The organism is Cysteiniphilum litorale (assembly GCF_003428165.1).
Classification (GTDB): domain Bacteria; phylum Pseudomonadota; class Gammaproteobacteria; order Francisellales; family Francisellaceae; genus Caedibacter; species Caedibacter litoralis.
Map to the genome: position 1 here is coordinate 15,600 of NZ_QLIQ01000014.1, position 21,631 is coordinate 37,230.

The window sequence follows — 21,631 nt, forward strand, 5'->3', positions numbered from 1 at the left end:
TCTGGGGCTGAGCAATTACATTGGTAATGTATAGCTGATATAGGCGCTTAAGCTCGCGCTTGCCATCACTTTAACATCGCTATTATGGAGCGAGTCACCGGCACGAATTTTTGCGGTGGATCCAAATAAATAACTAAACTGTCCACCAATATTAATTCCATTTTGGAATTTATAACCAGCACCTGCAACAATGGTTGGTAGAAAGTCAGAGTTACTCCTGTCAACATTAGGTGCGAAATAGGCGCCCATATTGGTGATATCTTGGTGGACGTACGTCGCACCACCCTTAACAAAAACATTAACGCCATTAGTAAATGTATATTTCCCAGCGACAAGAAGCGGGATATACCATTGATTGAGCATTGATTTGTCTGAACCGTCGGCTTTGAGTGACGCTAGATCATAGCCATAACCAAAGCCAGATTCCAAGCCTACGCTAATATGTTGGTTCAAAGCAAGGTCATAACCGATCATGACACTGCTTATTGGTCCGCCTTCTGTTTTGGTGGTATTGCTGGTAATGCCACTTGAATCATAGCTTGCAGTCGAAGCAGCGCCTGCTGATGCACCAATAACAAGACCTGTTTGGGCGCTCTGAGCAAAAACGGATGTTGATAATAGGCATAATGCCGTGAAGCTTAATATTTTTTTCATAGATACTCTCCTTTGGTGAATTACTAAAGGTGAGTATAACCTTTAATGGTTGGTAAGTGGAATAGAAAGATGCTTCAATAAACACTGCAAAATGGGTTGTGGCTAGTATATAATTTTCAGCAATTTTAATGCACCAATTCACATAAAATGTATCAACTTAATTTTTGCGCGGGCCCCGCGAGTTTACCAGAGTCTATTTATCAAGCGTTGAGCCAAATGGTTTTAAATTACCATAATACCGGTTTGTCACTGTTGTCCTTTTCACATCGCGATCAATTGTTTGCTGAGATAAATAACAAGATTAAGCAGCATTTGCGTACTCTTTTAGCGTTGCCTGAGAGTTATGAAATACTGCTCATGCCAGCAGGAGCTAGTGCACAGTTTGCCGCTGTTCCAATAAACCTTAAGCAAAATGGCAGGGCGCTATATATCAATAGTGGTTACTGGGCAGCTGCAGCAATTAAAGAGGCAAAAAAGTTTATTGAAGTCGATACGATTGAGGGTGTAGATAATGTCATTGATCATATTGTAGATGACTATGATTATATTTATTACACAGAAAATGAGACCATTGATGGCGTGATATGGCAAAAGATTCCTGAGACTAATCTGCCGTTGGTTTGTGATATGTCTTCAAGTTTTTTATCAAAGCCCATCGATGTGACCAAGTTTGATCTAATTTATGCTGGAGCCCAGAAAAACATTGGCTTGCCAGGGGTGACGGTTGTTTTGATTAAAAAAGCATTGATTGAAAATATCAAGCAAAAGGCGATTCCGGCTGTGTTAAGCTATCAGGCAATGCAGCAGGCGGATTCTTTGTATAATACGCCGGATATGTTTGCGTGGGCAGCAATGGAGCTGGTACTTGCTGATTTGATCAAACAAGGCGGGTTAGATGTTGTTGCTGAGAAGAATGCTCGTAAAGCTGCCCTACTTTATGAAGCAATTGATCAATCAAAACTATTTAGCAACAAGGTGTCGCTGCATAATCGCTCACCGATGAATATTGTATTTCAACTACCAAGCGATGAATTAACGGCTAAATTTCTAAACTTTGCCGATAGCCAAGGTGTTTATGGTATTGCAGGGCATCGCAGTGTCGGTGGTGTGCGTGTCAGCTTATATAATGCAATTGAATTTAAAGCGGTAGAGCAGCTTGTTTCAGTGATGCGTGAGTTTGAAACGCTTAACGCGTAAATAGCGTAATACCATGGCGATCAATATGTGACTGAAGTTCAGGGTTGGTTAATTGTGTGTAAATTGATAGATCAAACAAATAAGGCAAGTAAAGCGCATCAATAGCTTCTTCAAGTTGGAATAAATCCTTCACTGTTAGATCATCGCCGATAAGTGTCAAATCAATATCAGAACCAGTATGATAGTTTCCCTTGGCACGTGAGCCATACAAAATAGCTTTTGTGATTTTTGGCTGCTGACTTATCGCGAGGGTAATCGCAGCAAGCGTTTTATCCGTCAATCCGTAGGGCATATTGCTACTCTTTTGCTGCCACGTTTTTTAATGTTTCAGCAAGCTCAGTAAAGCAGCTGATATATTCGTTTAAGATCAATGTGGTAATTCCTTCGACCGTGCTTTCATCATAAGTGTGAGAGGTTAAATTGCGACTTTTAATCATTTGCATCCAAACATCACCATTGTCAATTAAACCATTGGTAAATGCTTGTCTTGTCGCATCTTTTGATCCGAAAATATCTTCGGTACTGCCGCGATGTTTAAGAAAGTCTTTTAATGTTTTCCACGCAAGTTCATGGGTGTATTCAAAGGCTTGAATAAGACCTTGCTTTTCAAGTAATGACAAAGGTCTTTGATGTGCTAGCGTGACGGCACTTTGTAATTGCGAGAGTGCTTTTTGATAGTTGCCAAAGCGTTGCAGCCAGCGAATATCTGTCATTATTATATTCCTAGTTAAGTTGAAAGTGCGCATAAGGGGTATTATAGATTGGTTTCTGAAACAATAGATAGTAGAATTGGGCAAAGACTTGTGTGTATACCGTTCGTAAATCATTTTGCGGGCGGTATATAGTGTTTAGGATTTATTTTAGATGTCAAATAAAGTTGAAATTATTACCATTGATGGCCCAAGTGGCGTTGGCAAAGGGACGTTATCACGCCTATTAGCGCAAAAGCTTGATTATGCGCTGTTAGATAGTGGTGCGATTTACCGCTTGGCAGCGCTTTATGTGCTTGATCATGTAATTGATATAAGTCATGAGCAATTGCTGTATGATGAACTGAGCCAATTGAATATTCACTTTGCCATTGAGGGCAATCAAACAAAAGCGTTTTTAGATGGCATGGATGTCACCACGCGCATCCGTCAAGAGCAAACGGGGATGATGGCGTCTAAAATTGCCAAGATCTCAATAGTGCGCGATGCATTACTGGCTTGTCAGCAGGCTTTTGCTCAAGGTGTTAAAGGTCTCGTTGCCGATGGTCGCGATATGGGGACGGTGGTTTTTCCCAACGCAAGACACAAATTCTTCTTAGAAGCGGGCAGTCAAATTCGCGCCCAAAGGCGCTATGATGAGCTTATCGCTAAAGGTCAAAAAGCCGACTTTACAGAGATATTAACGCAACTTGAAGCACGTGATCATCAGGATCGCAATCGTGAAGTGGCGCCATTGAGACCTGCTGAAGATGCATTGATTATTGATACGAGCTCGTTGGATATTGATGGAGTTTTTGCTAAGGTTTATGCGGCAGTTAAACTAAGAAATAATAAACAGATGACAGTTGCTATTGATGCCTATTATCAGCTATTAATAAAAGCGATTGATCAGTTGGGGTATGCGCCTGAGTTTTTAAATGCCCCACAAAAAATAGATCAAGCTAATACACGCTTATTATGTCAAACACGTAGTTTATTCTTTCTATTGACCTATGCTGGATTAACAAATACGCAAGCAGCCAACGCATATGCCTATAAATTATATCAAGTGATGAAATCGCAATATTTCGATGAGCAGAGCAAAGCTTGGATTAAAACGCAAAGCTCAAAAGATGGCAATGATCTGTATGAGTATGCTTTTGTCTTGTTTACCTTGTCAGTGCTATATGGCACGTTTAAAGAGCACGTGATTAGCGAGGACATCGAGCATGTTAATGAGCTAATCACGCAAAAGTTTATTGCAGATGATTTTAAAGCACTTAAAGATCAACATGGTGTCATTGGACAAAATGCATTAATGCATCTCTTTGAAGCGTATTTAGGCGCCTACCGCCACACTCAAAATCCAATTTTTAAAACCCAAGCTGAAGCGTTATATCAGAAGATTATTGCACTATTTTTTGACCATGAAAGAAGCTTGATGCGCGAATATTCTAGAGAAGATAAAAGCGCACTATTTGAACCAGGACATAGTTTTGAATGGAGTAGTTTGATTGTTGAGGCACAAGCGTTGGGCGTTGATGTTGATATAATGAGTGATCATATTGGCTTATATCAAGCGGCGACTAAAGTTGGCATAAATGATTGTGGATTTATTAAGCCGAATCTAAGCCATGATGTAAAAGATATGCAATATCGCATTTGGCCAATGTTGGAGTATATGCGTTATTTGGCAATGACGGCAAGCTATGAGCACTTAGACAATGCCTTGAGTATTTTCTCAACGGTATTTCTTAAGCATGATTTACCGATTGAATATGTTGATAGCGAAGGTGCGGTAGGCTTTGATGATGTTAAATCAACAACAGGCTATCATTTGATTAACTGTTGGCAGTATATGTTGCGATAAAAAGAGGGTGGATGGATGACAAATAATTATTTTCTCTACTTACATGGCTTTCAAGGCTCACCTAACTCGCCCAAAGCACAAAAGCTTAAAGCATGGCTAAGTGATCAATTTCCAGAAGCATCGATCGATGCGCCTGAGTTACCAATGCAAACAAAAGCCGCACTTGATCTCACTCATAAGCTTCTAGATGACGCAAAGACTGATAATAAAGTGATTATTGGTAGTTCGTTGGGCGGGTATATGGCGCACTTATTGAAGCAAACGCGTGATGATGTTGCTAAGGTGATTTTGATTAATCCAGCGGCACGCTTAGATTTAATCGCACAAATGCCTGCATATAACCATATGCATGATGAAGCGATGGCATTATTTAATGCAATGCCAAAAACGTTGACCTCATTATCAGACTATCTGTTATTGTTACAAGAAGATGATCAAACGACACCGATAAATTTGGCGCTAGCAGTCTTTAACGGTGCACAGATCGATCTTAAATCTGGTCAAGGGCACGCCTATAGTGATATAGAGGTAAGCTTTGATGTAATCCGTCAGTTTCTTACAGTTCATTCAACGGTGTGTGATTCATAAAATGCGGGATCCTATTTATATCAATGATTTTGCCGTGTTAAATGCGCTTGGTAATAATAAACAAGAAGTTGCTAAAGCACTGTTGGCGAATGTTTCGCCATTGACGCCATATGATAAGCTTTTTAGTGGGCGGCAAACTTATGTTGGCAAGATAAATTGTCAATTAAACGCATTGCCTAGTCAGTATCAGGCAATTGATTGCCATAATAACCGGATGTTGTTTAAGGCATTTCAAGAAATTAAGCCTGTGTATGATGCGTTAGCAAAGAAAACGGATCGACATAGAATAGGCGTTATTTTAGGCACAAGTACTTCGGGCATTTTAGAGGGTGAGAAGTCATTTACGCATTATATGCAAACAGGAGAAATGCTTGCTAATTTTCATTATCACCAGCAAGAATTTGGCACAATGGCAGAGTTTATTGCAAAGCTTGCTGAGGCCAAAGGTCCTTGTTATGTGATATCAACAGCATGCTCGTCAAGTGGCAAAGCCTTTCTCTCTGCAAAGCGTTTAATCAATTCAGGCATTTGTGATATCTGTATTGTTGGCGGGGCAGATAGTTTATCTGAATTGCCGCTTAATGGCTTTGATGCGTTAGATTCAGTGACAAAAAGCATTTGCCAGCCCTTTGGGCAAGATCGTGATGGGATTAATATCGGTGAGGGGGCTGCGTTATTTGTGTTAAGCAAAACCCCAGCAGATTTAGCACTTTTAGGCGGTGGAGAAACCTCAGATGCTTATCATATTACCTCGCCAGACCCTGAAGGGGAAGGCGCCAAACAGGCAATGTTAAATGCATTAAAAGATGCTAATCTTAATCCAGATGATATTGCCTATGTCAATGCGCATGGTACGGCAACACCAAAGAATGATCAGATGGAGAGTAAAGCTATTTTTGAGGTGTTTGGTGAAAGGGTCTTATGTAGTTCGACAAAACCGCTAACTGGGCATACATTAGGTGCTGCAAGTGCTACGGAATTGGCACTTTGTGCATTATTGTTATCTAAAGAGCACAACCCAAATCATAGGTTGCCTGCGCAAATCAGCACGGCTAAGTTGGATTGTGAATTACCTAAAATTCAATTAACCAATGAAGAGAGTGTTTGGCAAAAGTCTTGTTTTTTAAGTAACTCATTCGCATTTGGTGGTAATAATGTCAGCTTGATTATTGCTAGAGCGAACAAAGGAAGCTAAGTTTGTGATGTATGACTTAAATGAAATTATTCCACAATCACCACCGATGCAGTTGATTGATTCCTTGCAGGAGGTTAATCAAGAAAAGGCGGTTTGTCTTGCCAGAATTACGCCTAAGCATATTTTTTATGATGATGAGATTGATGGTGTATATGCTTGGGTGGGCATTGAGATGATGGCACAAGCTTCAGCTGTGTTAGCTTATTTTCAAGGAGATGAAAATGATCACGCACCAAGGCGTGGCTTTATGATCAGTGTGCGCAATTTCAAAACGACACGTGCAAGCTTTGATAAAGGTGATGTGTTAACAGTTGTGGCGCATAAAGAGTTTATAAGTGATCCATTGGGGGTGTTTATGTGTGAGATTCATCATCAGGATCAATGCATTGCACAAGCAAAGTTTAGTGCCTATCAGCCAAGTGATAGAGAGTTTACAGAAATTATTCAGGGGAAAGTATTTTGAGTAAAAGAGCATTAGTGACAGGAGCAAGCAAAGGGATTGGGCAAGGGGCTGCAATTATGCTGGCACAATCTGGCTTTGAGGTGGTTGTGCATTATCACAGCGATGTTGAGGGTGCTCATCAAACAAAGCATGTGATTGAAGAGAATGGTGGCAAGGCATCACTGATTCAATTTGATCTACAAGATAGAGCGGCGTGTCATGTAAAGTTAAACACTGAAATTGCGCAAAATGGCGCATTTTATGCAGTTGTTAATAATGCAGGAATTTGCCAGGATGCGCCGTTTCCAGCAATGGAAGATGAAATGTGGGATCGCGTGATCCAAACCAATTTAGATGGCTTTTATAATGTGCTTAAGCCTTGTGTGATGCCGATGATTCAGCTAAGAAAAGGTGGGCGAATTGTCACATTAGCCTCTGTTTCAGGGGTTGCAGGTAATAAAGGGCAAGTCAATTACAGTGCGGCAAAATCAGGTATTATTGGCGCGACAAAAGCCTTGGCGCTTGAGCTTGCTAAACGTAAAATTACCGTTAATTGCGTAGCCCCTGGCTTAATTGAAACAGATATGATTAAAGATTTAGAGTATAAAGACGAGATTGAAAAGCATATTCCAATGCGTCGGGCAGGTAAGGTTGAAGAAGTTGCGTCAGTGATTAATTTCTTATGCTCCAATGCAGCTAGTTATATCACGCGTCAAGTAATCTCAGTCAATGGTGGTTTGATATGAATAAGCGCGTTGTCATTACTGGAATGGCTGGTATTACTGCATTAGGCAATGATTGGCATACGATTAAATCGGCATTGCTTGAAGGTAAAACAGCGACAAAGAAAATTAACGCATGGCAAGAAATCAAAGGTTTACATACCAACTTAGGCGCGCCGATTATTGATTTTGAAATGCCGGCACACTATACCCGCAAACAAACCCGCTCAATGGGGCGTGTTGCTCAACTAGCAACTGTTGCCAGTGAGAATGCCTTAAAAGATGCGGCAATTTTTGAGCATAAAGCACTACTTGAAAGTGGCGATGTTGGCATTGCTTTTGGCTCGTGCTCGGGTAGCACACAAGCTTTGTGTGATCTGATTAAAATTGAGACTGAAAAAACTGTGCAAAATGTCAGTGCGACGACTTATGTAAAATCAATGAGCCATACTTGTGCGGTTAATATTGCGCTTATTTTTGGCTTAACGGGACGCGTGATCCCAACATCAAGTGCATGCACGTCAAGCTCGCAAGCAGTAGGCTATGCCTATGAAGCGATTAAGCATGGTTATCAAAAAGTCATGTTGGCAGGGGGAGCGGAGGAGTTATGCCCAAGTCAAGTGACGATTTTTGATACTTTATTTGCGACAAGTCAACAAAATGATAAACCGCAGATGACACCCAGACCTTTTGATCAAGCACGTGATGGCTTAGTGATTGGTGAAGGCGCATGTACGTTAATCTTAGAGGAGTATGAGCACGCCAAGGCGCGAGGTGCTAAGATTTATGCCGAAGTGATTGGTTTTGGTACCAATTGTGATGCCAGGCATATCACACAACCCACGGCACAAAAAATGGTTGAAGCCTTGAAGCTTGCGATGGCAGATGCCAATGTCAATGCCGATGATATCGGTTATATCTGCGCGCATGGTACGGCAACTGATCGCGGTGATATTGCTGAAAGTGAGGCGACTTTTACCTTGTTTGGCAATAAAACGCCTGTCAGTTCATTAAAGGGCAATTTTGGTCATACATTAGGCGCCTGTGGCGCACTTGAGTCATGGCTGTCGATTATGATGATGAAAGAAGGTGAATTTATGCCAACGGCAAATTTGCAAAAAGTCGATGCGTCTTGTGCCAAGCTTAATTACATCATTGAGAATCCAAAAAAGCTTAAAACAAACATCGTTATGAGTAATAATTTTGCTTTTGGTGGTATTAATACCTCGTTGATTTTTAAGGATTATCACAGTGAGTAAACCATTGCTGTTTAACAAAATGTGTGCGTTAGGCAATGACTTTGTCGTTATTGATGAGCGCAAAAAACCACGTAATTGGCAAGCGCGTCAAGTGCAGCAAATTTGCCATCGGCGTTTTGGTATCGGTGCTGATCAGCTATTGTTGATTAGGAAATCTGGCAAAGCTGATGCCAGTATGCATATCTATAATCAAGATGGTTCTAAAGCCAAGCAATGTGGTAATGGCTTGCGTGCAGTTGCAAGTTTACTGCTCACGGAAAAAGGAAGTTTAGAAGTCAATATTGAGGTTGGAGGTTATGTTCATCGTTGTCGCTTGGTCGCGCATGATTGGATTGAGGTGGCTTTTCCGTTGCCTGTAGTCAATGAGAGTCAAAAAAAACTGATGGGTGATTCGGGCTTTGATCATGCGTTAGAGGTTGATGTGGGTAATCCACATTTGGTATTGTTTCGCTCGCAACATACTGAATTAAAAGATTTCGATGATCTGGGTAGAGTGTTGCAAACACAATACGCTGGCGGTATTAATGTACATGCATTAAAGCAGTTATCCAAAGATCGTATTTACTTAGATCATTGGGAGCGCGGCACGGGAATAACGCCTTCTTGTGGTAGTGGCAGTATTGCCAGTGTGTATGCTGGTGTTTCATTGGGGCTTTTGAAGCCTAAAGTTGTAGTGGAAAATGCCATCAGTAACTTAACTGTTGAATGCACGCCGGAAGAAGTACGATTAAGTGGTGTGGTGAGATTGATTTTTAATGGTCAAATAGAAGTAGCATAATGATAAATATAAGAGAAATCCCTTTTAGAACAACGATCTCAGGCTTAACACATAGCATTAGTGTGATTGAATATAAACACCCACAAGCTAAAGCGAATATCTATATGCAGGCGGCATTGCATGCCGCTGAGAGCAATGGCATTGCATTGATTTATTTATTGCGTGAGTACCTAGAAACGCATGATTTTCCATACAATGTGACATTGGTGCCGTTTGCCAATCCTTTTGCCATGGATATTAAAATTGGTGAGTATACCTATGGACGTTTTGATGCTAAAACTGGTGAGAACTGGAATCGTGGATTTAAAAACTTGCTTACGGCACATGCCGGTTTAGAGAAGATCGATCTTGACGCGTTTGTTGAAAAGTATCAAGACCAAGGCTTTGATACGCTATGTCAGCGGTTTTCAGAGCTTTTGAGAGCGCGCTTGGCGGTGAGTTTGCAAAATGACACAGCGCCTCATGAGAAGCTTGCCAATATCCTGCATGATTTGGCATTAGCTGCTGATTTTAGTTTTGATTTACATTGCGATTCAGTCTCAGCACCGTATATTTATGCACCAAGTTATTTGCATTCAGGGCGTCTAAAACACTTTAATAGTAATGCATTTATTCTGACACCGAATGAGCCTAGTGGTTGCTTTAACCAAGCTATATTTTATCCGTGGTGGCAATTAACTGATTGTTGGAATCGCATTACAGGAGATAGTAAAACACCACCAAAACATGCGTTTACCTATGAAATGGGCAATAAGGAAAGTTTTGATCTTAAGAATGCTAAGCACTTATTGGAAGGTGTTCTTGAGTATATTAATAATCCAGCAAATGTGAAAAATACCAGTAATAAATATGCTTGTTATGAGCAGGATTTCTCACGTGTTAGAGCCCCTATTGGTGGCATGGTTAATTATCAGGATAATTTATTGGGTTCACTACAAAAGCCGAATACACCATTGGCAACGATTTATGATAAAAATAGTATTATAGGGATTAGTAAGCCGCAGGTTTTAAGTGTACCGCATGAGGCTTTACTGCTAACACGCACTTCTTCGGCAACCGTGCATGAAGGCGATGAGGTATTAAAAGTAATGACGAATTGTTTTAATATTTAAGTGTTTGAAACTTATGCGAAATCAACTATACTTGCCGTTAAAATAACGGGTCGTATTTAGATTTTATCAGCAGGTGAATTTGAGGTATAAGCTATGGCGCATGCAAGAATTGAATTAAATACTAAGGATGATATCAAACAAACGATAGAGAAGGCTGCCGCACTTTCTGGTATGGCAGTATCGGCATTTATTATTAGTAATTGTTTGCCTAGAGCGCGAAAAATCGTTGAAAATGAAAAGAGAATTAGCTTGGATAGCAAAACAGCACAAGCGTTCTTGTCATTATTGGATAACCCACCTAAACCAAATCAGAAATTAAAAGATTTGCTCAAATCATGATGGGGCTTAAGGTTAGTCCGCTGAGCAAAGCATTTAATCGTAGCCTTTTTAATTGTGGCGTTTCTGAGCTTGATATATTTATACAGAAATTCGCACTGCAAAATCAAAAGAAGATGTACAGCAAAACATATGTTGCACATGCTGTGGCTAGTGATGAGATCATGGGTTACTATACAATCACTGCGGCAGAGATTATTCAAAAAGCACTGCCCAAGCATATCAATCACCCAAGGTATCCTGTTAGTGCCGCAAGAATATGCCGCTTAGCGGTGAATAATCAGCATAAGGGCGCGGGTATTGGTGCTTATTTGCTAAAAGACGCTCTGCTTAAAATTGTGGCAGCAGCACAAATTATGGGCGTATTTTCTGTTATCGTCGACGCTAAGAGTGATGAAGCAAAGGCGTTTTATAAAAATTATGGCTTTATTGAGTTAACAGGACAGTCGTTGCAGTTGATATTGCCTGTGGCAACAGTTGAAAAAGCAGTACAAGAAAATCTGTAAAATAACTGGCTGTGAGTATATAATCAGGCTTTCAAAATTATCATAATGAGTTTTAGATAATGACAGCTACGGCGAATCACACTGCTATTTTAGAGAATTACTTAACCGATTTATTTGTAAAAGCCTTTGATGTTTTAGGTTTTGATAGTCGTTTTGCCAAAGTGCAATTATCAGCACGTCCTGAGCTTGGGCAGTTTCAATGTAATGGTGCGATGCCTTTGGCTAAAACTCTTAAGAAAGCGCCGATTCAAATTGCTAATGATATTGTGACACAAGTCCAGAGTGATAAGGTTTTTAGTGATGTAAATGCAGTGATGCCAGGATTTATTAATATCACCTTAAGTGATGATTTTTTGGCGGGCTGGTCAAATCGTATGCTTAAAGATTTACGTTTAGGTTGCCCTAAAACGACCAATCCACTAAAAGTGATTATGGATTTTGGTGGTCCTAATGTCGCTAAACCACTGCATGTTGGACATATTCGCTCACCGCTAATTGGCGATTGTTTACAGCGCGTTTACCGCTTTTATGGTGACGAGGTGTTAAGTGATGTCCATTTAGGGGATTGGGGCACGCAAATGGGGATGTTGATCGAAGAAATTCGCAAAATGCATCCTAATTTGCCGTATTTTAATGAGCATTACACTGGAGAATACCCCAAAGAATCACCGGTGACGGTGGATGCATTATCTGAGATTTATCCACGAGCTTCAGGGCGTTGCAAAGAAGATGCCAATGAGATGGAAAAAGCACGTTTGGCAACGGCTGAACTGCAAAAAGGGCGTCGCGGCTATCGCGCGCTGTGGCAACACTTCGTTGATGTATCGATTGCTGAGCTTAAAAAAGATTATGGCGATCTTGGAATCTATTTTGATCTATGGAAAGGTGAGAGTGATGTTCAACCAATCATTGATCAAATGGTTGCGGATTGTTTAAAGCAAAAAGTTGCTGAAAATAGTCAAGGTGCGATTATTATTCCTGTGGCTGAAAATGAAGATGACAAAACCCCACCATTGATTTTGGTGAAGTCCGATGGGGCGGTAATGTATGGCACAACGGATTTGGCAACGATTTTAGAGCGTGTTGAAGACTATCAGGCGCAAAAAATTATTTATGTGGTTGATAAGCGTCAAAGTCTGCACTTTAAACAAGTATTTGCAGCAGCTAAAAAATTAAGCATTGCGCCAGAGACTGAGCTTGTACATATTGGTTTTGGTACGCTCAATGGTAAGGATGGCAAACCATTTAAAACACGCTCAGGTGGAGTGATGCGTTTAAGTACTTTGATTGATGAAGCGAAATCACGTGCCAGTTTGCGTGAGCAAGAGGGTTTAACTGAAGCTGAAAAGGCAGATATCATTGAGAAAGTAGCATTGGCTACGGTTAAGTTTGCTGACTTGGCGAATGTTTATACATCAGATTATATCTTTGATCTAGACAAGTTTTCGCAATATGAGGGCAAAACAGGTCCTTACTTGTTGTATTCAGCCGTGCGCATTAAATCGATTTTGCGCAAGCTTGGTCGCAATTTGGAAAATGTCAGTACTGATATTGGCAAGGCAAGCAATGATGCTGAGCGTAATTTACAATTGAAGTTAACTGAATTGCCGCAAGTATTACAAAAAACATATGATAAATGTGAGCCGCATCATTTGTGTGAATACGCTTATCAAGTTGCTGTACAGTTTAATAAATTCTATGCTGAATCACCGATCGCCAATGAAGATAATCATTCATTAAAAGAGGCAAGAATCGCTTTATGTCAGTTAACTTTAAAGCAATTAGTTTTTGTTCTAGGGCTACTTGGGATAGAAGTGCCTGAAAGAATGTAGACTATAAATCGTCTTAACGTTAGACTGTCTAGATCTTTGAAATCATCAATTACTTTTTATGTTAAAACAAAGCCTACAAGCTTATAGTCAAACCATTTTAGACCTGCCCGCTGAGAATTTTCTACGCAACTTGCACATCATTGAACAAGATGGCGTTGCTACTATTTCGCTGCATCTTGGGTTTTTTCTCAATGCTAGCCAAATAGATCGTGTGATTGCGCAGTTAAGTGATTATTTATATGCTCAGAATATTACGCAAGCTTTTGAGTTTAGGGTGTTATGTGATGTGACTACGCATAAAGTACAGCCTGGTTTAAAGCCGATTAAGGGTATCAAAAATATTATTGCAATTGCTTCAGGCAAAGGTGGCGTGGGCAAATCAACAACAACGGCAAATCTTGCGATCTCATTGCAAAAAATGGGTGCCAAGGTTGGTATTTTAGATGCGGATATTTATGGACCAAGTCAACCGCTCATTATGGGTAGTTTTGATAATCCCAAAACCAATGATAAAAAGAAAATTGAGCCACTATTGCGCCATGGCGTTAAGATGATCTCAGTCGGTAATTTAATCGACCAGGATTCAGCAATTATTTGGCGAGGACCTATGGTATCAGGTGCTTTAATGCAGCTGTTAAATGATACTAACTGGGGCGAGCTTGATTATTTGTTGATTGATTTGCCACCAGGCACAGGTGATATTCAATTAACGATGACAAAGAAGATTCCATTAACAGCGGCAGTCACAGTAACAACACCGCAAGATCTATCTTTAATTGACGCCAAGCGTGCGATTGCAATGTTTAATAAGCTTGATATTCATGTCGCAGGTATTGTTGAGAATATGAGTGTGCATATTTGCCAAAATTGTGGTACCGAGTCAGCAATCTTTGGTGCGCATGGCGCTGAGTCATTAGCGTCACAGTTCGATTTGCCATTTTTAGGTGCCTTGCCATTGGATATATCTATTAGAGAAGATGCCGATAAGGGGCAGCCAACAGCAAATAAAGACAATAAAATTGCCAAAGTTTATGAGCGGATTGTGTTAAAGCTTGCGGCTAATATGGCGACATTGCCAAAAGCAATGATGATCAATATGCCGGGTGTTAAAGTTGAGTTTAGTGATAATAGTAAAACATAGTGAAAATAAGTAAGGAGTAAGAAGTGTCCATCAAATCAGATAAGTGGATTAAAAAAATGGCGATGGAGCAAGAGATGATTGCCCCATTTGAAGCTGGACAAGTACGTCACAATGAGCAGGGTAAAATCGTATCATTTGGCACATCAAGCTATGGCTATGATGTTAGATGCGCTAATGAATTTAAGATCTTTACCAATATCAACTCAACGATTGTTGACCCAAAAGACTTTGACCATAACAATTTTATCGATTTTGTCGGTGATGTTTGCATTATCCCGCCAAATTCCTTTGCGTTAGCACGCACGGTTGAATACTTTAAAATTCCGCGTGATACATTGGTTGTGTGTTTAGGTAAATCAACGTACGCGCGTTGCGGCATTATTGTCAATGTCACCCCTTTAGAGCCAGAATGGGAAGGGCATGTGACGCTTGAGTTTTCAAACACCACGCCATTGCCTGCTAAGATTTATGCCAATGAAGGGGTAGCACAAATGCTGTTTTATCAGTCTGATGAAGTATGTGAAACATCTTATAAAGATCGTGGTGGTAAATACCAAGGTCAAACGGGTGTGACGCTACCGCGCACATAAGTCATTTAGATAGTTGTCGACAGCGCCTATATTTTGCGCTAGAATGCGCGGTTGAAATTGCTGGGGCATTTTAATTGACCGAAATTTATTTTTGGCGTAGAATCGGCGCCTTGCATGAATTTGGCAGATTTGCAGTAAATTTTATAAATACAAATACAAACTGAGGATAATACGATGAAAAGAACGTTTCAACCAAGTAACTTAAAAAGAAAAAGAACGCACGGTTTCCGCGCACGCATGAAGACGCTAAGCGGTCAGAAAGTGATTCGCAACAGACGTGCTAAGGGCAGACATAAGCTTGCAGCTTAATAGCTTAGCCAAAGAATTTATCTTAGATGCCAAGGGTTTTTCACTTGGCTTTTCGCGTATCTGTCAAAAAGTTCATACCAAACATTTTTCTTATTTGATTGCTAAAGGTGAAGATCTGCACTCAGGTGTTGGTGTTATCACCGGCAAAAAAAAAGTTAAAAGAGCCGTGCAACGCAATCTGTGTCGCCGCTTAAATAAAGAGATGTTTCGCCAGCATAAGGCGTTGTTTGAGAAGACGATGTTGATCGTTGTTACAAATCACAATGCCGCACGCGCGACAAAGGAGGAATTGTGGCACTCTATCAACGAATTTCTCGCAAAATACGCTTAATTATTGCGTTGCCTTTTATTGTTCTCATTCGTTTCTATCAAGTAGCGATTAGTCCATACCTTGTACCTCGCTGTCGTTTCTATCCGACTTGTTCACAATATGCACTAGAAGCAATTAAATTGCATGGTTTAGTGTTTGGGCTTTGGCTAATGACAAAAAGACTGCTAAAATGCCACCCAGCTTGCAAAGGCGGCTACGATCCAGTGCCAACGAAAGAAAAGGTTAAAAAAGGGTAAAAAGGTTAAGTATAATGAAGTCAAACTACGTGAGAATATTCTTGATCGCGCTTATTGTCGTGATTTTTATGTCGTTGATGGCGCGTTGGGAGGAGATGTATGCGCCTAAGCAGCCAGCGAAAGTTGATACGCCAGCACAAACAACAGCAGTGCAAAAAGATAACAAAGATGTTGATGCAAATAATGCAGCTGAGCAAAGTGCAACGACGGATGTCACTAAGCAAAACTTTAATAAGACAGACCTAAAACCTATTACATTAAATACAGCGGTGTTTAGTGATCTGCAAATTAGCCCATTAAATGGTGCGATTATTAATGCTGCATTGAAAGATTATAACGTGAGTTTAACGGATAAAAATCCGATGCCGATGTTAAATAATACAGCAGGTAGCAAATACATTGCGCAAAGTGTTATTTACATTAATGGTCAGCCACAAAGTATTGTTTTTGGTCAAGCGCATACAGATAAGGAAGATGATCAAACGATCGTGACTTTGAAGGCAACTGTTCAAGGCTTAGATGTTACACGTCAGTATATTATTAACGATACCACCTATGAAATCACACTTAAGCAAAGTGTTAAAAACACCACTAAAGCGCCATTAAGCGTTAGTTTTGACAATGAAATTACGCGTCAAGTGAAGCCTGAGAGTCATAGCTTTAGTATTTTAGATGCGCATTCTTATTCTTTCCAAGGTGTTGGTTTGTCCTCATCGCAACGCACTTTCCAAAAAGAATCATTTGCAGATTTGGCTAAATCCAATGAAAAAGTTGATGTCTCGACCAATAAAGGTTGGGCGGCGATGATTCAGCATTATTTTGTGAGCCTTTGGGTGCCAAATAATCCAGGCACAAGCTTTAGCGTTTATGCCAATAAGCTTGCCGATAATACCTATCAATCAGGGGTTAAGACACAACCTGTTGTATTAAATGCTGATCAAAGCGTTGAGAATACCAATATTCTCTATACAGGCCCTACAATTACCAAGAATCTTGAAGCGATTGTTAAAGACTTCGGTGCCAATAAGCCAGATGGTTTAGATAAGCTCGTAGACTATGGCATGTTGTCATTTATCTCAGTGATTATCTTTTGGTTGATGACGATTATTCATGGCGTTGTCGCTAACTGGGGATTATCAATTATTCTAGTTACTGTGCTAATTAAACTTTTATTTTACCCGTTGTCTGCCAAAAGCTATAAATCAATGGCAAAAATGCGTATGTTGCAACCGCGAATGAAGAAGTTGCAAGAGCTTTATAAAGGTGATCGCCAGAAGCTTGGGCGCAAGATGATGGAGATGTACAAAGAAGAAAAGGTGAACCCTGCAAGTGGCTGTTTACCGATCTTGATTCAGATTCCTGTGTTTATCGCGCTTTACTGGGTGTTGTTGGAAAGTGTGCAGCTGCGTCAAGCGCCATTTATCTTCTGGATTCATGACTTAGCATCTAAAGATCCGTATTTTATCCTACCGATTTTGATGGGTATCTCGATGTTTGTGCAGCAAAAAATAAGTCCGACGTCAGCCGATCCAACACAAGCAAAAATCATGATGTTGATGCCGGTGATTTTCACGGTGTTCTTTGCGTCATTCCCATCAGGCTTGGTATTGTACTGGTTGACAAACAACGTGATCAGTATTGCGCAACAGTGGTATATCACTAAGAAATATACAGCGATTTACAAAGCAAAACGTGCTTAATCAAAAAAACTTCTAGACATTTATCTCAAAATATATAAAATGCCCTTCGTCTGACGATAATAGCAAGTTGGCACCACCTGATTCCATTCCGAACTCAGAAGTGAAACAGCTTAGCGCTGATGATAGTGTGGCATTCGCCATGTGAAAGTAAGACATCGTCAGGCATCTCAAAAATTCCCAATTTTTTATACAGAGCATTATTCCATTAGTATTTTCGTACAGATTGAGCCATCTGATTGACGCTTATACCCATCACACATTACTTTGCGACCAAGCATCGCAAAATGATTCATGGTGGGTATATTGTAAGCGGTGCGAATTGTATTGATTAATGTTTGCAGCTATTGATTGTTTTCTCATAACTGCAGAACCTTGCTTAGAGAAGCGTTAAAAAAATGAAGATACTATATCTTATAAATACGTTTTAATAATGGTGACAAGATCAATACGATAATGCCAACAGCTAAAGCAACAAGTGCTAAATGGTAGAATACGTTGAAATAAGCAGCAGCTTGTTCGGTGCCATTGCCGCCAACATCGGTAAATGTTGCAATATAGCTGGCAAAGTAGTTACTAAAAGATGATTTAATACCCCATACACCAAATAATACCGCGACGACATCAACCGGTGAGACTTTGCTGATTGCAGCCAGTCCTGTTGGACTGCAAGCCAACTCGCCCATAGTAATTAGCAGATAGCTACCAACAATCCATAGCAATGAAATAGGTGAGCCTTGCATTGCTTCATAAGCGCCAAGTGTTAAGACGCCCATTGCTGCACTTGTTAATAAGATCCCGCTACCCATTTTGGCAAACACGGTTGGGTTCCACTTTGACCAAAGTGCAGCAAAGAAAGGAGCAAGCACAATAATGAAAAATGGATTTAAAGACATCGTGCTTGCCGATGAAATTTCAAAACCAAATAGGTTAAGATCAACTAGACGTTCGGTAAAGAGTAGAACACTCGTGGCCTTTTGCTCAAAAAGGGCAAAGAAAATCATAATGATAAACGACATTTTGACAACTGCTAAAATCGCCAGAATATATTCCTTACCACCTTTGATCGCTTTGTAGAGTAAATATAAGCCAACGAAGCCTGCTACGATATATAGTAGCTTTGAAGTATCTGTTGGGTGAGCAATAAAGTAAGTAAAGACGATCACGGACAACAATGCGCCAACGATTGCTAAAATGCGCGTTAATTTAGAAGCGCTAAATTGATCTTTGGGTAGCACACCTTTCTTTTGACCTAATAGAAAAACACCTAATCCTAGTGCCATTCCAACAGCGGCGGCACCAAAGCCAACATGCCAACCAAAGTATTTTGCGAGCATTGGCACTAAAAGCACGGCAAAGAATGAGCCGAAGTTTACTGCCATATAAAACAAAGTGTAACCCGCGTCGCGACGCTTATCACCTTTATCATATAATCTGCCGATGCTTGCTGCCATTGATGATTTGAAAAAGCCCGTTCCAGCTACAACAAAGGCAAGACCAACGAAGAAACTTGCCTCAACCGTTAATAATAAGTGACCGATCACGATCAGTACACAGCCATATTTAACACTAGTTGTATGTCCAAGGTAAGCATCTGAGATATAGCCGCCAATCACAGGTGCCATATAAACAAAGGCGACATATGCACCATAAGTTAAATAAGCGTCGGTATCACTCATGCCCCAGTATTCGCTTGTTAGATATAAAATCAGTAATGCGCGCATCCCGTAATAGCTAAAGCGCTCCCATACCTCAACGCCAAATAAGTACCATAAACCTTGTGGTTGATTTGCTGTTAGTGCTTTCAACTGTATCTCTCCTCTTTTGAATTCATTTCAGAGTGTAAGTAAATTTTACTGTAAAAGCATGTTTTTTATTTTGTATGCATTTGAGTCTAATCAAAATGTTTTCCAAGTGATTAAGAAAATTTTAAACTTAAGTCTTGCAATTTAAAAAAGATTTGCTAATATGTCCCACAGTTGACGCGGGGTGGAGCAGCCTGGTAGCTCGTCGGGCTCATAACCCGAAGGTCGTTGGTTCGAATCCAGCCCCCGCTACCAACCTAAAAAGAATTTAAGAAATTGCGGGCCCTTATGGGCCTTTTTGTTTTGTAGATAAAAAGGACTCATAGTAGTCCTTTTTTTATATCCCAAGGAGTGTGTTGGAATGTTGGTTGATCAGTTAAAAGCGCTTATTGCGCCAGAAGTAGAGAGCCTTGGATTTATTTTATGGGGGATTGAAATGGATGCGTATTCTGCAGATACTGGCAGCATGACCTTGCGTATTTTTATCGATCATGAAGAAGGCATTTCAATTGATGACTGTCAAGAAGTCAGTCGTGCAGTTGGTGCAATTTTAGATGTTGAAGACCCAATTAGTGGTGCTTATTCGTTGGAAGTGTCTTCTCCGGGGGTGAATCGTCGCGTGTTTAATGCGTTACAGGCAAAAGCCTTGGAGGGTTTTGAGGTTAAAGTGCAATTGCATCAAGCAACAGAGAATAATCGCCGCCGTTTCAAAGGTGTGATTATTTCAGTAGACAATGATGATGTGCTTGTTAAAACAGAAGAAGACGAAGAAATTCGCTTTGATTTTCACAATGTTGACAAAATGCGCGTTGTGCCAAAGTTTTAATCTTTAATAATGTGGATATAGGTGAAAGTTATGAGTAAAGAGTTACTACTGGTTATTGAAACCGTTGCCAATGAGAAGGAAGTCTCAAGAGATTTACTTTTTTCAGCCATGGAAGAAGCCTTGGCGATGGCAACTAAAAAGCGTTTTGAAGAAGATGCCGAAATTGTTGTTAAAATTGATCGTAAAACGGGTGATTATGAAACATATCGTCAATGGCAAATCGTTGATGAAGATCATGAGATTGAGAATTATGCAGCCGAGCTATATGTTGATGTCGCTCAAGAGAAAGGGCATAAGGTAGTCGTTGGTGATGTATTGATGGAACCCGTTGAATCAGTTGAGTTTGGACGCATTGCCGCGATGACTGCTAAGCAAATCATCATGCAAAAAGTGCGTGATGAAGAGCGTCGTTTAATGGTGGCAAAGTTTCGCGATAAAGTTGGCAAGATTGTTTACGGTGAAGTTAAGCGCACTACGCGTGATTTTTTAATTATTGATTTAGGTGAAGACGCTGAGGGTGTGTTGCCTAGAAAAGAGCTATTACCTAAAGAGAATTATCGTTTAAATGATAAATTACGCGCTTGTATCTTACGCATCGATGATGATGGTAAAGGACCACAAATTATTTTGTCACGTGCTAACAAGAAAATGTTGCATGCTTTATTGATTCTTGAAGTGCCTGAAGTTGCTGAAGAGTTGATGGATATTGTTAGTATTGCGCGTGACCCAGGTTCGCGTGCTAAGGTGGCTGTGAAGTCAAATGACAAGCGTATTGATCCTGTGGGCGCATGTGTTGGGATGCGTGGCTCACGTATTCAAGCGATCACAAATGAATTACAAGGTGAGCGTGTCGATATTGTATTATGGGATGATAATCCAGCGCAATTTGTAATGAATTCGTTAGCACCCGCTGAGGTAACTTCTATCGTGCAAGATGAAGATAAGCAAGCGATGCAGGTGGCTGTTAAAGAAGATCAGTTATCACAAGCGATTGGTAAAAGCGGGCAGAATGTGCGCTTGGCAACTGCTTTAACGGGTTGGCATATCAATGTTATCTCAAGCACTGTTGCTGAAAAAGCGCAGCAGGAAGAAGAAGAAAAAACCATGCAACTGTTTATGGAAGCATTGGATATCGATCAAGATATTGCGGAAGTTTTGATTGAGGAAGGTTTTACCAGTCTTGAAGAAGTGGCATATGTGGCACGTGAAGAAATGCTTGAGATTGAAGGTTTTGATAATGAAATCTGTGAAGAGCTACAAGAGCGTGCCAAAACAGCGCTTATTTCACAGGCATTAGCTGCCAATAAACCTGCTGATGACCTTTTAAATATGGAAGGCATGACCGCTGAGTGGGCAGATGCGCTAGCGCAAAAAGATGTGATTACAATGGAAGATTTGGCTGAATTGGCGGTTGATGATTTACGCGAAATTATTTCGATCTCTGAAGATGAGGCAGCAGCTTTGATTATGACTGCGCGCGCGCCTTGGTTTGAAGAGGATAACGAGAAGTAGGAGA

General features: G+C 40.4%; 23 protein-coding genes, 1 tRNA gene, 1 rRNA gene and 2 pseudogenes. 23 read left to right on the top strand and 4 right to left on the bottom strand.

Annotated elements, in window-relative coordinates:
• Positions 1-15: 15 nt before the first annotated feature.
• Entirely contained in the window at positions 16-654 is a 639-nt protein-coding gene (locus tag DNJ75_RS07145) for an outer membrane beta-barrel protein (RefSeq protein WP_117002729.1), read from the bottom strand.
• Between the two features lie 147 nt (positions 655-801).
• On the opposite strand from DNJ75_RS07145, the gene serC reads away from it, so the two are divergent.
• Entirely contained in the window at positions 802-1,851 is a 1,050-nt protein-coding gene (gene serC / locus DNJ75_RS07150; RefSeq protein ID WP_117002731.1) for a 3-phosphoserine/phosphohydroxythreonine transaminase, read from the top strand.
• On the opposite strand, the gene DNJ75_RS07155 is transcribed toward serC, so the two are convergent.
• Both DNJ75_RS07155 and DNJ75_RS07160 read right to left on the bottom strand, forming a co-directional pair.
• The gene (locus DNJ75_RS07155; protein WP_117002733.1) at positions 1,841-2,143 is read right to left on the bottom strand and encodes a nucleotidyltransferase family protein; all 303 of its coding nucleotides are present in this window, start codon (positions 2,141-2,143) and stop codon (positions 1,841-1,843) included. The genes serC and DNJ75_RS07155 overlap by 11 nt on opposite strands.
• A 4-nt stretch (positions 2,144-2,147) precedes the next feature.
• Positions 2,148-2,564, bottom strand: a complete 417-nt coding sequence (locus DNJ75_RS07160; RefSeq protein ID WP_224742278.1) for a nucleotidyltransferase substrate binding protein — start codon at positions 2,562-2,564, stop codon at positions 2,148-2,150.
• Between the two features lie 151 nt (positions 2,565-2,715).
• Here DNJ75_RS07160 and cmk point away from each other — a divergent pair.
• The 19 genes and pseudogenes from cmk to rrf all read left to right on the top strand — a co-directional run.
• A pseudogene (gene cmk, locus DNJ75_RS15770) lies at positions 2,716-3,384 on the top strand ((d)CMP kinase); the annotation flags it as partial.
• A 90-nt stretch (positions 3,385-3,474) separates the two neighbouring features.
• Positions 3,475-4,410, top strand: a pseudogene (locus DNJ75_RS15775) (AGE family epimerase/isomerase); the annotation flags it as partial.
• A gap of 15 nt (positions 4,411-4,425) precedes the next feature.
• Positions 4,426-4,998, top strand: coding sequence for a YqiA/YcfP family alpha/beta fold hydrolase (locus DNJ75_RS07170; protein ID WP_117002737.1), 573 nt, complete (start codon positions 4,426-4,428; stop codon positions 4,996-4,998).
• Between the two features lies 1 nt (position 4,999).
• Positions 5,000-6,193, top strand: coding sequence for a beta-ketoacyl-[acyl-carrier-protein] synthase family protein (locus tag DNJ75_RS07175; RefSeq protein ID WP_117002739.1), 1,194 nt, complete (start codon positions 5,000-5,002; stop codon positions 6,191-6,193).
• Positions 6,194-6,200: 7 nt separating this feature from the next.
• Positions 6,201-6,656 (top strand): ApeP family dehydratase, encoded by a 456-nt coding sequence (locus DNJ75_RS07180; RefSeq protein ID WP_117002741.1) that lies wholly within the window; start codon positions 6,201-6,203, stop codon positions 6,654-6,656.
• Complete coding sequence (gene fabG, locus DNJ75_RS07185) at positions 6,653-7,381, top strand: 3-oxoacyl-ACP reductase FabG (RefSeq protein WP_117002744.1); 729 nt, start codon at positions 6,653-6,655, stop codon at positions 7,379-7,381. Before DNJ75_RS07180 ends, fabG begins: the two co-directional genes overlap by 4 nt.
• Entirely contained in the window at positions 7,378-8,616 is a 1,239-nt protein-coding gene (locus DNJ75_RS07190; RefSeq protein WP_117002747.1) for a beta-ketoacyl-ACP synthase, read from the top strand. Before fabG ends, DNJ75_RS07190 begins: the two co-directional genes overlap by 4 nt.
• Entirely contained in the window at positions 8,609-9,394 is a 786-nt protein-coding gene (gene dapF / locus DNJ75_RS07195; RefSeq protein ID WP_117002748.1) for a diaminopimelate epimerase, read from the top strand. The genes DNJ75_RS07190 and dapF overlap by 8 nt, the downstream gene beginning before the upstream one ends.
• The gene (locus DNJ75_RS07200) at positions 9,394-10,506 is read left to right on the top strand and encodes a M14 family metallopeptidase (RefSeq protein ID WP_117002750.1); all 1,113 of its coding nucleotides are present in this window, start codon (positions 9,394-9,396) and stop codon (positions 10,504-10,506) included. The genes dapF and DNJ75_RS07200 overlap by 1 nt, the downstream gene beginning before the upstream one ends.
• A 93-nt stretch (positions 10,507-10,599) precedes the next feature.
• A complete protein-coding gene (locus DNJ75_RS07205) occupies positions 10,600-10,845 on the top strand; it encodes a type II toxin-antitoxin system TacA family antitoxin (protein ID WP_117002752.1) in 246 nt (81 codons plus the stop codon).
• Positions 10,842-11,348: a GNAT family N-acetyltransferase gene (locus DNJ75_RS07210; RefSeq protein ID WP_117002754.1), complete on the top strand. Its 507-nt coding sequence runs from the start codon at positions 10,842-10,844 to the stop codon at positions 11,346-11,348. Before DNJ75_RS07205 ends, DNJ75_RS07210 begins: the two co-directional genes overlap by 4 nt.
• A gap of 59 nt (positions 11,349-11,407) precedes the next feature.
• The gene (argS, locus tag DNJ75_RS07215) at positions 11,408-13,180 is read left to right on the top strand and encodes an arginine--tRNA ligase (protein ID WP_117002756.1); all 1,773 of its coding nucleotides are present in this window, start codon (positions 11,408-11,410) and stop codon (positions 13,178-13,180) included.
• A 58-nt stretch (positions 13,181-13,238) separates the two neighbouring features.
• Positions 13,239-14,321 (top strand): iron-sulfur cluster carrier protein ApbC, encoded by a 1,083-nt coding sequence (gene apbC, locus DNJ75_RS07220; protein ID WP_117002759.1) that lies wholly within the window; start codon positions 13,239-13,241, stop codon positions 14,319-14,321.
• A gap of 23 nt (positions 14,322-14,344) precedes the next feature.
• Positions 14,345-14,911: a dCTP deaminase gene (gene dcd / locus DNJ75_RS07225; RefSeq protein ID WP_117002762.1), complete on the top strand. Its 567-nt coding sequence runs from the start codon at positions 14,345-14,347 to the stop codon at positions 14,909-14,911.
• A gap of 174 nt (positions 14,912-15,085) precedes the next feature.
• Positions 15,086-15,220 carry a 50S ribosomal protein L34 gene (rpmH, locus tag DNJ75_RS07230; RefSeq protein WP_100550565.1) on the top strand — a complete coding sequence of 45 codons (135 nt, stop codon included), beginning with the start codon at positions 15,086-15,088 and terminating at the stop codon, positions 15,218-15,220.
• Positions 15,210-15,551, top strand: a complete 342-nt coding sequence (rnpA, locus tag DNJ75_RS07235; protein ID WP_157968254.1) for a ribonuclease P protein component — start codon at positions 15,210-15,212, stop codon at positions 15,549-15,551. The genes rpmH and rnpA overlap by 11 nt, the downstream gene beginning before the upstream one ends.
• Complete coding sequence (gene yidD, locus DNJ75_RS07240; protein ID WP_117002778.1) at positions 15,512-15,787, top strand: membrane protein insertion efficiency factor YidD; 276 nt, start codon at positions 15,512-15,514, stop codon at positions 15,785-15,787. Before rnpA ends, yidD begins: the two co-directional genes overlap by 40 nt.
• A gap of 14 nt (positions 15,788-15,801) precedes the next feature.
• Entirely contained in the window at positions 15,802-17,487 is a 1,686-nt protein-coding gene (gene yidC, locus DNJ75_RS07245; RefSeq protein WP_117002780.1) for a membrane protein insertase YidC, read from the top strand.
• A gap of 49 nt (positions 17,488-17,536) precedes the next feature.
• Positions 17,537-17,651 (top strand): 5S ribosomal RNA (gene rrf, locus DNJ75_RS07250).
• Between the two features lie 240 nt (positions 17,652-17,891).
• Here rrf and DNJ75_RS07255 read toward each other — a convergent pair.
• Positions 17,892-19,292: a peptide MFS transporter gene (locus DNJ75_RS07255; protein WP_157968255.1), complete on the bottom strand. Its 1,401-nt coding sequence runs from the start codon at positions 19,290-19,292 to the stop codon at positions 17,892-17,894.
• 175 nt (positions 19,293-19,467) lie between these two features.
• Between DNJ75_RS07255 and DNJ75_RS07260 the strand changes: the two genes are divergently transcribed.
• From DNJ75_RS07260 to nusA, 3 genes are all read left to right on the top strand, one after another.
• Positions 19,468-19,544, top strand: a tRNA-Met gene (locus tag DNJ75_RS07260).
• 106 nt (positions 19,545-19,650) lie between these two features.
• The gene (rimP, locus tag DNJ75_RS07265) at positions 19,651-20,115 is read left to right on the top strand and encodes a ribosome maturation factor RimP (protein ID WP_117002785.1); all 465 of its coding nucleotides are present in this window, start codon (positions 19,651-19,653) and stop codon (positions 20,113-20,115) included.
• A 30-nt stretch (positions 20,116-20,145) separates the two neighbouring features.
• The gene (gene nusA / locus DNJ75_RS07270) at positions 20,146-21,627 is read left to right on the top strand and encodes a transcription termination factor NusA (RefSeq protein ID WP_117002786.1); all 1,482 of its coding nucleotides are present in this window, start codon (positions 20,146-20,148) and stop codon (positions 21,625-21,627) included.
• The last annotated feature ends 4 nt before the right edge of the window (positions 21,628-21,631 follow it).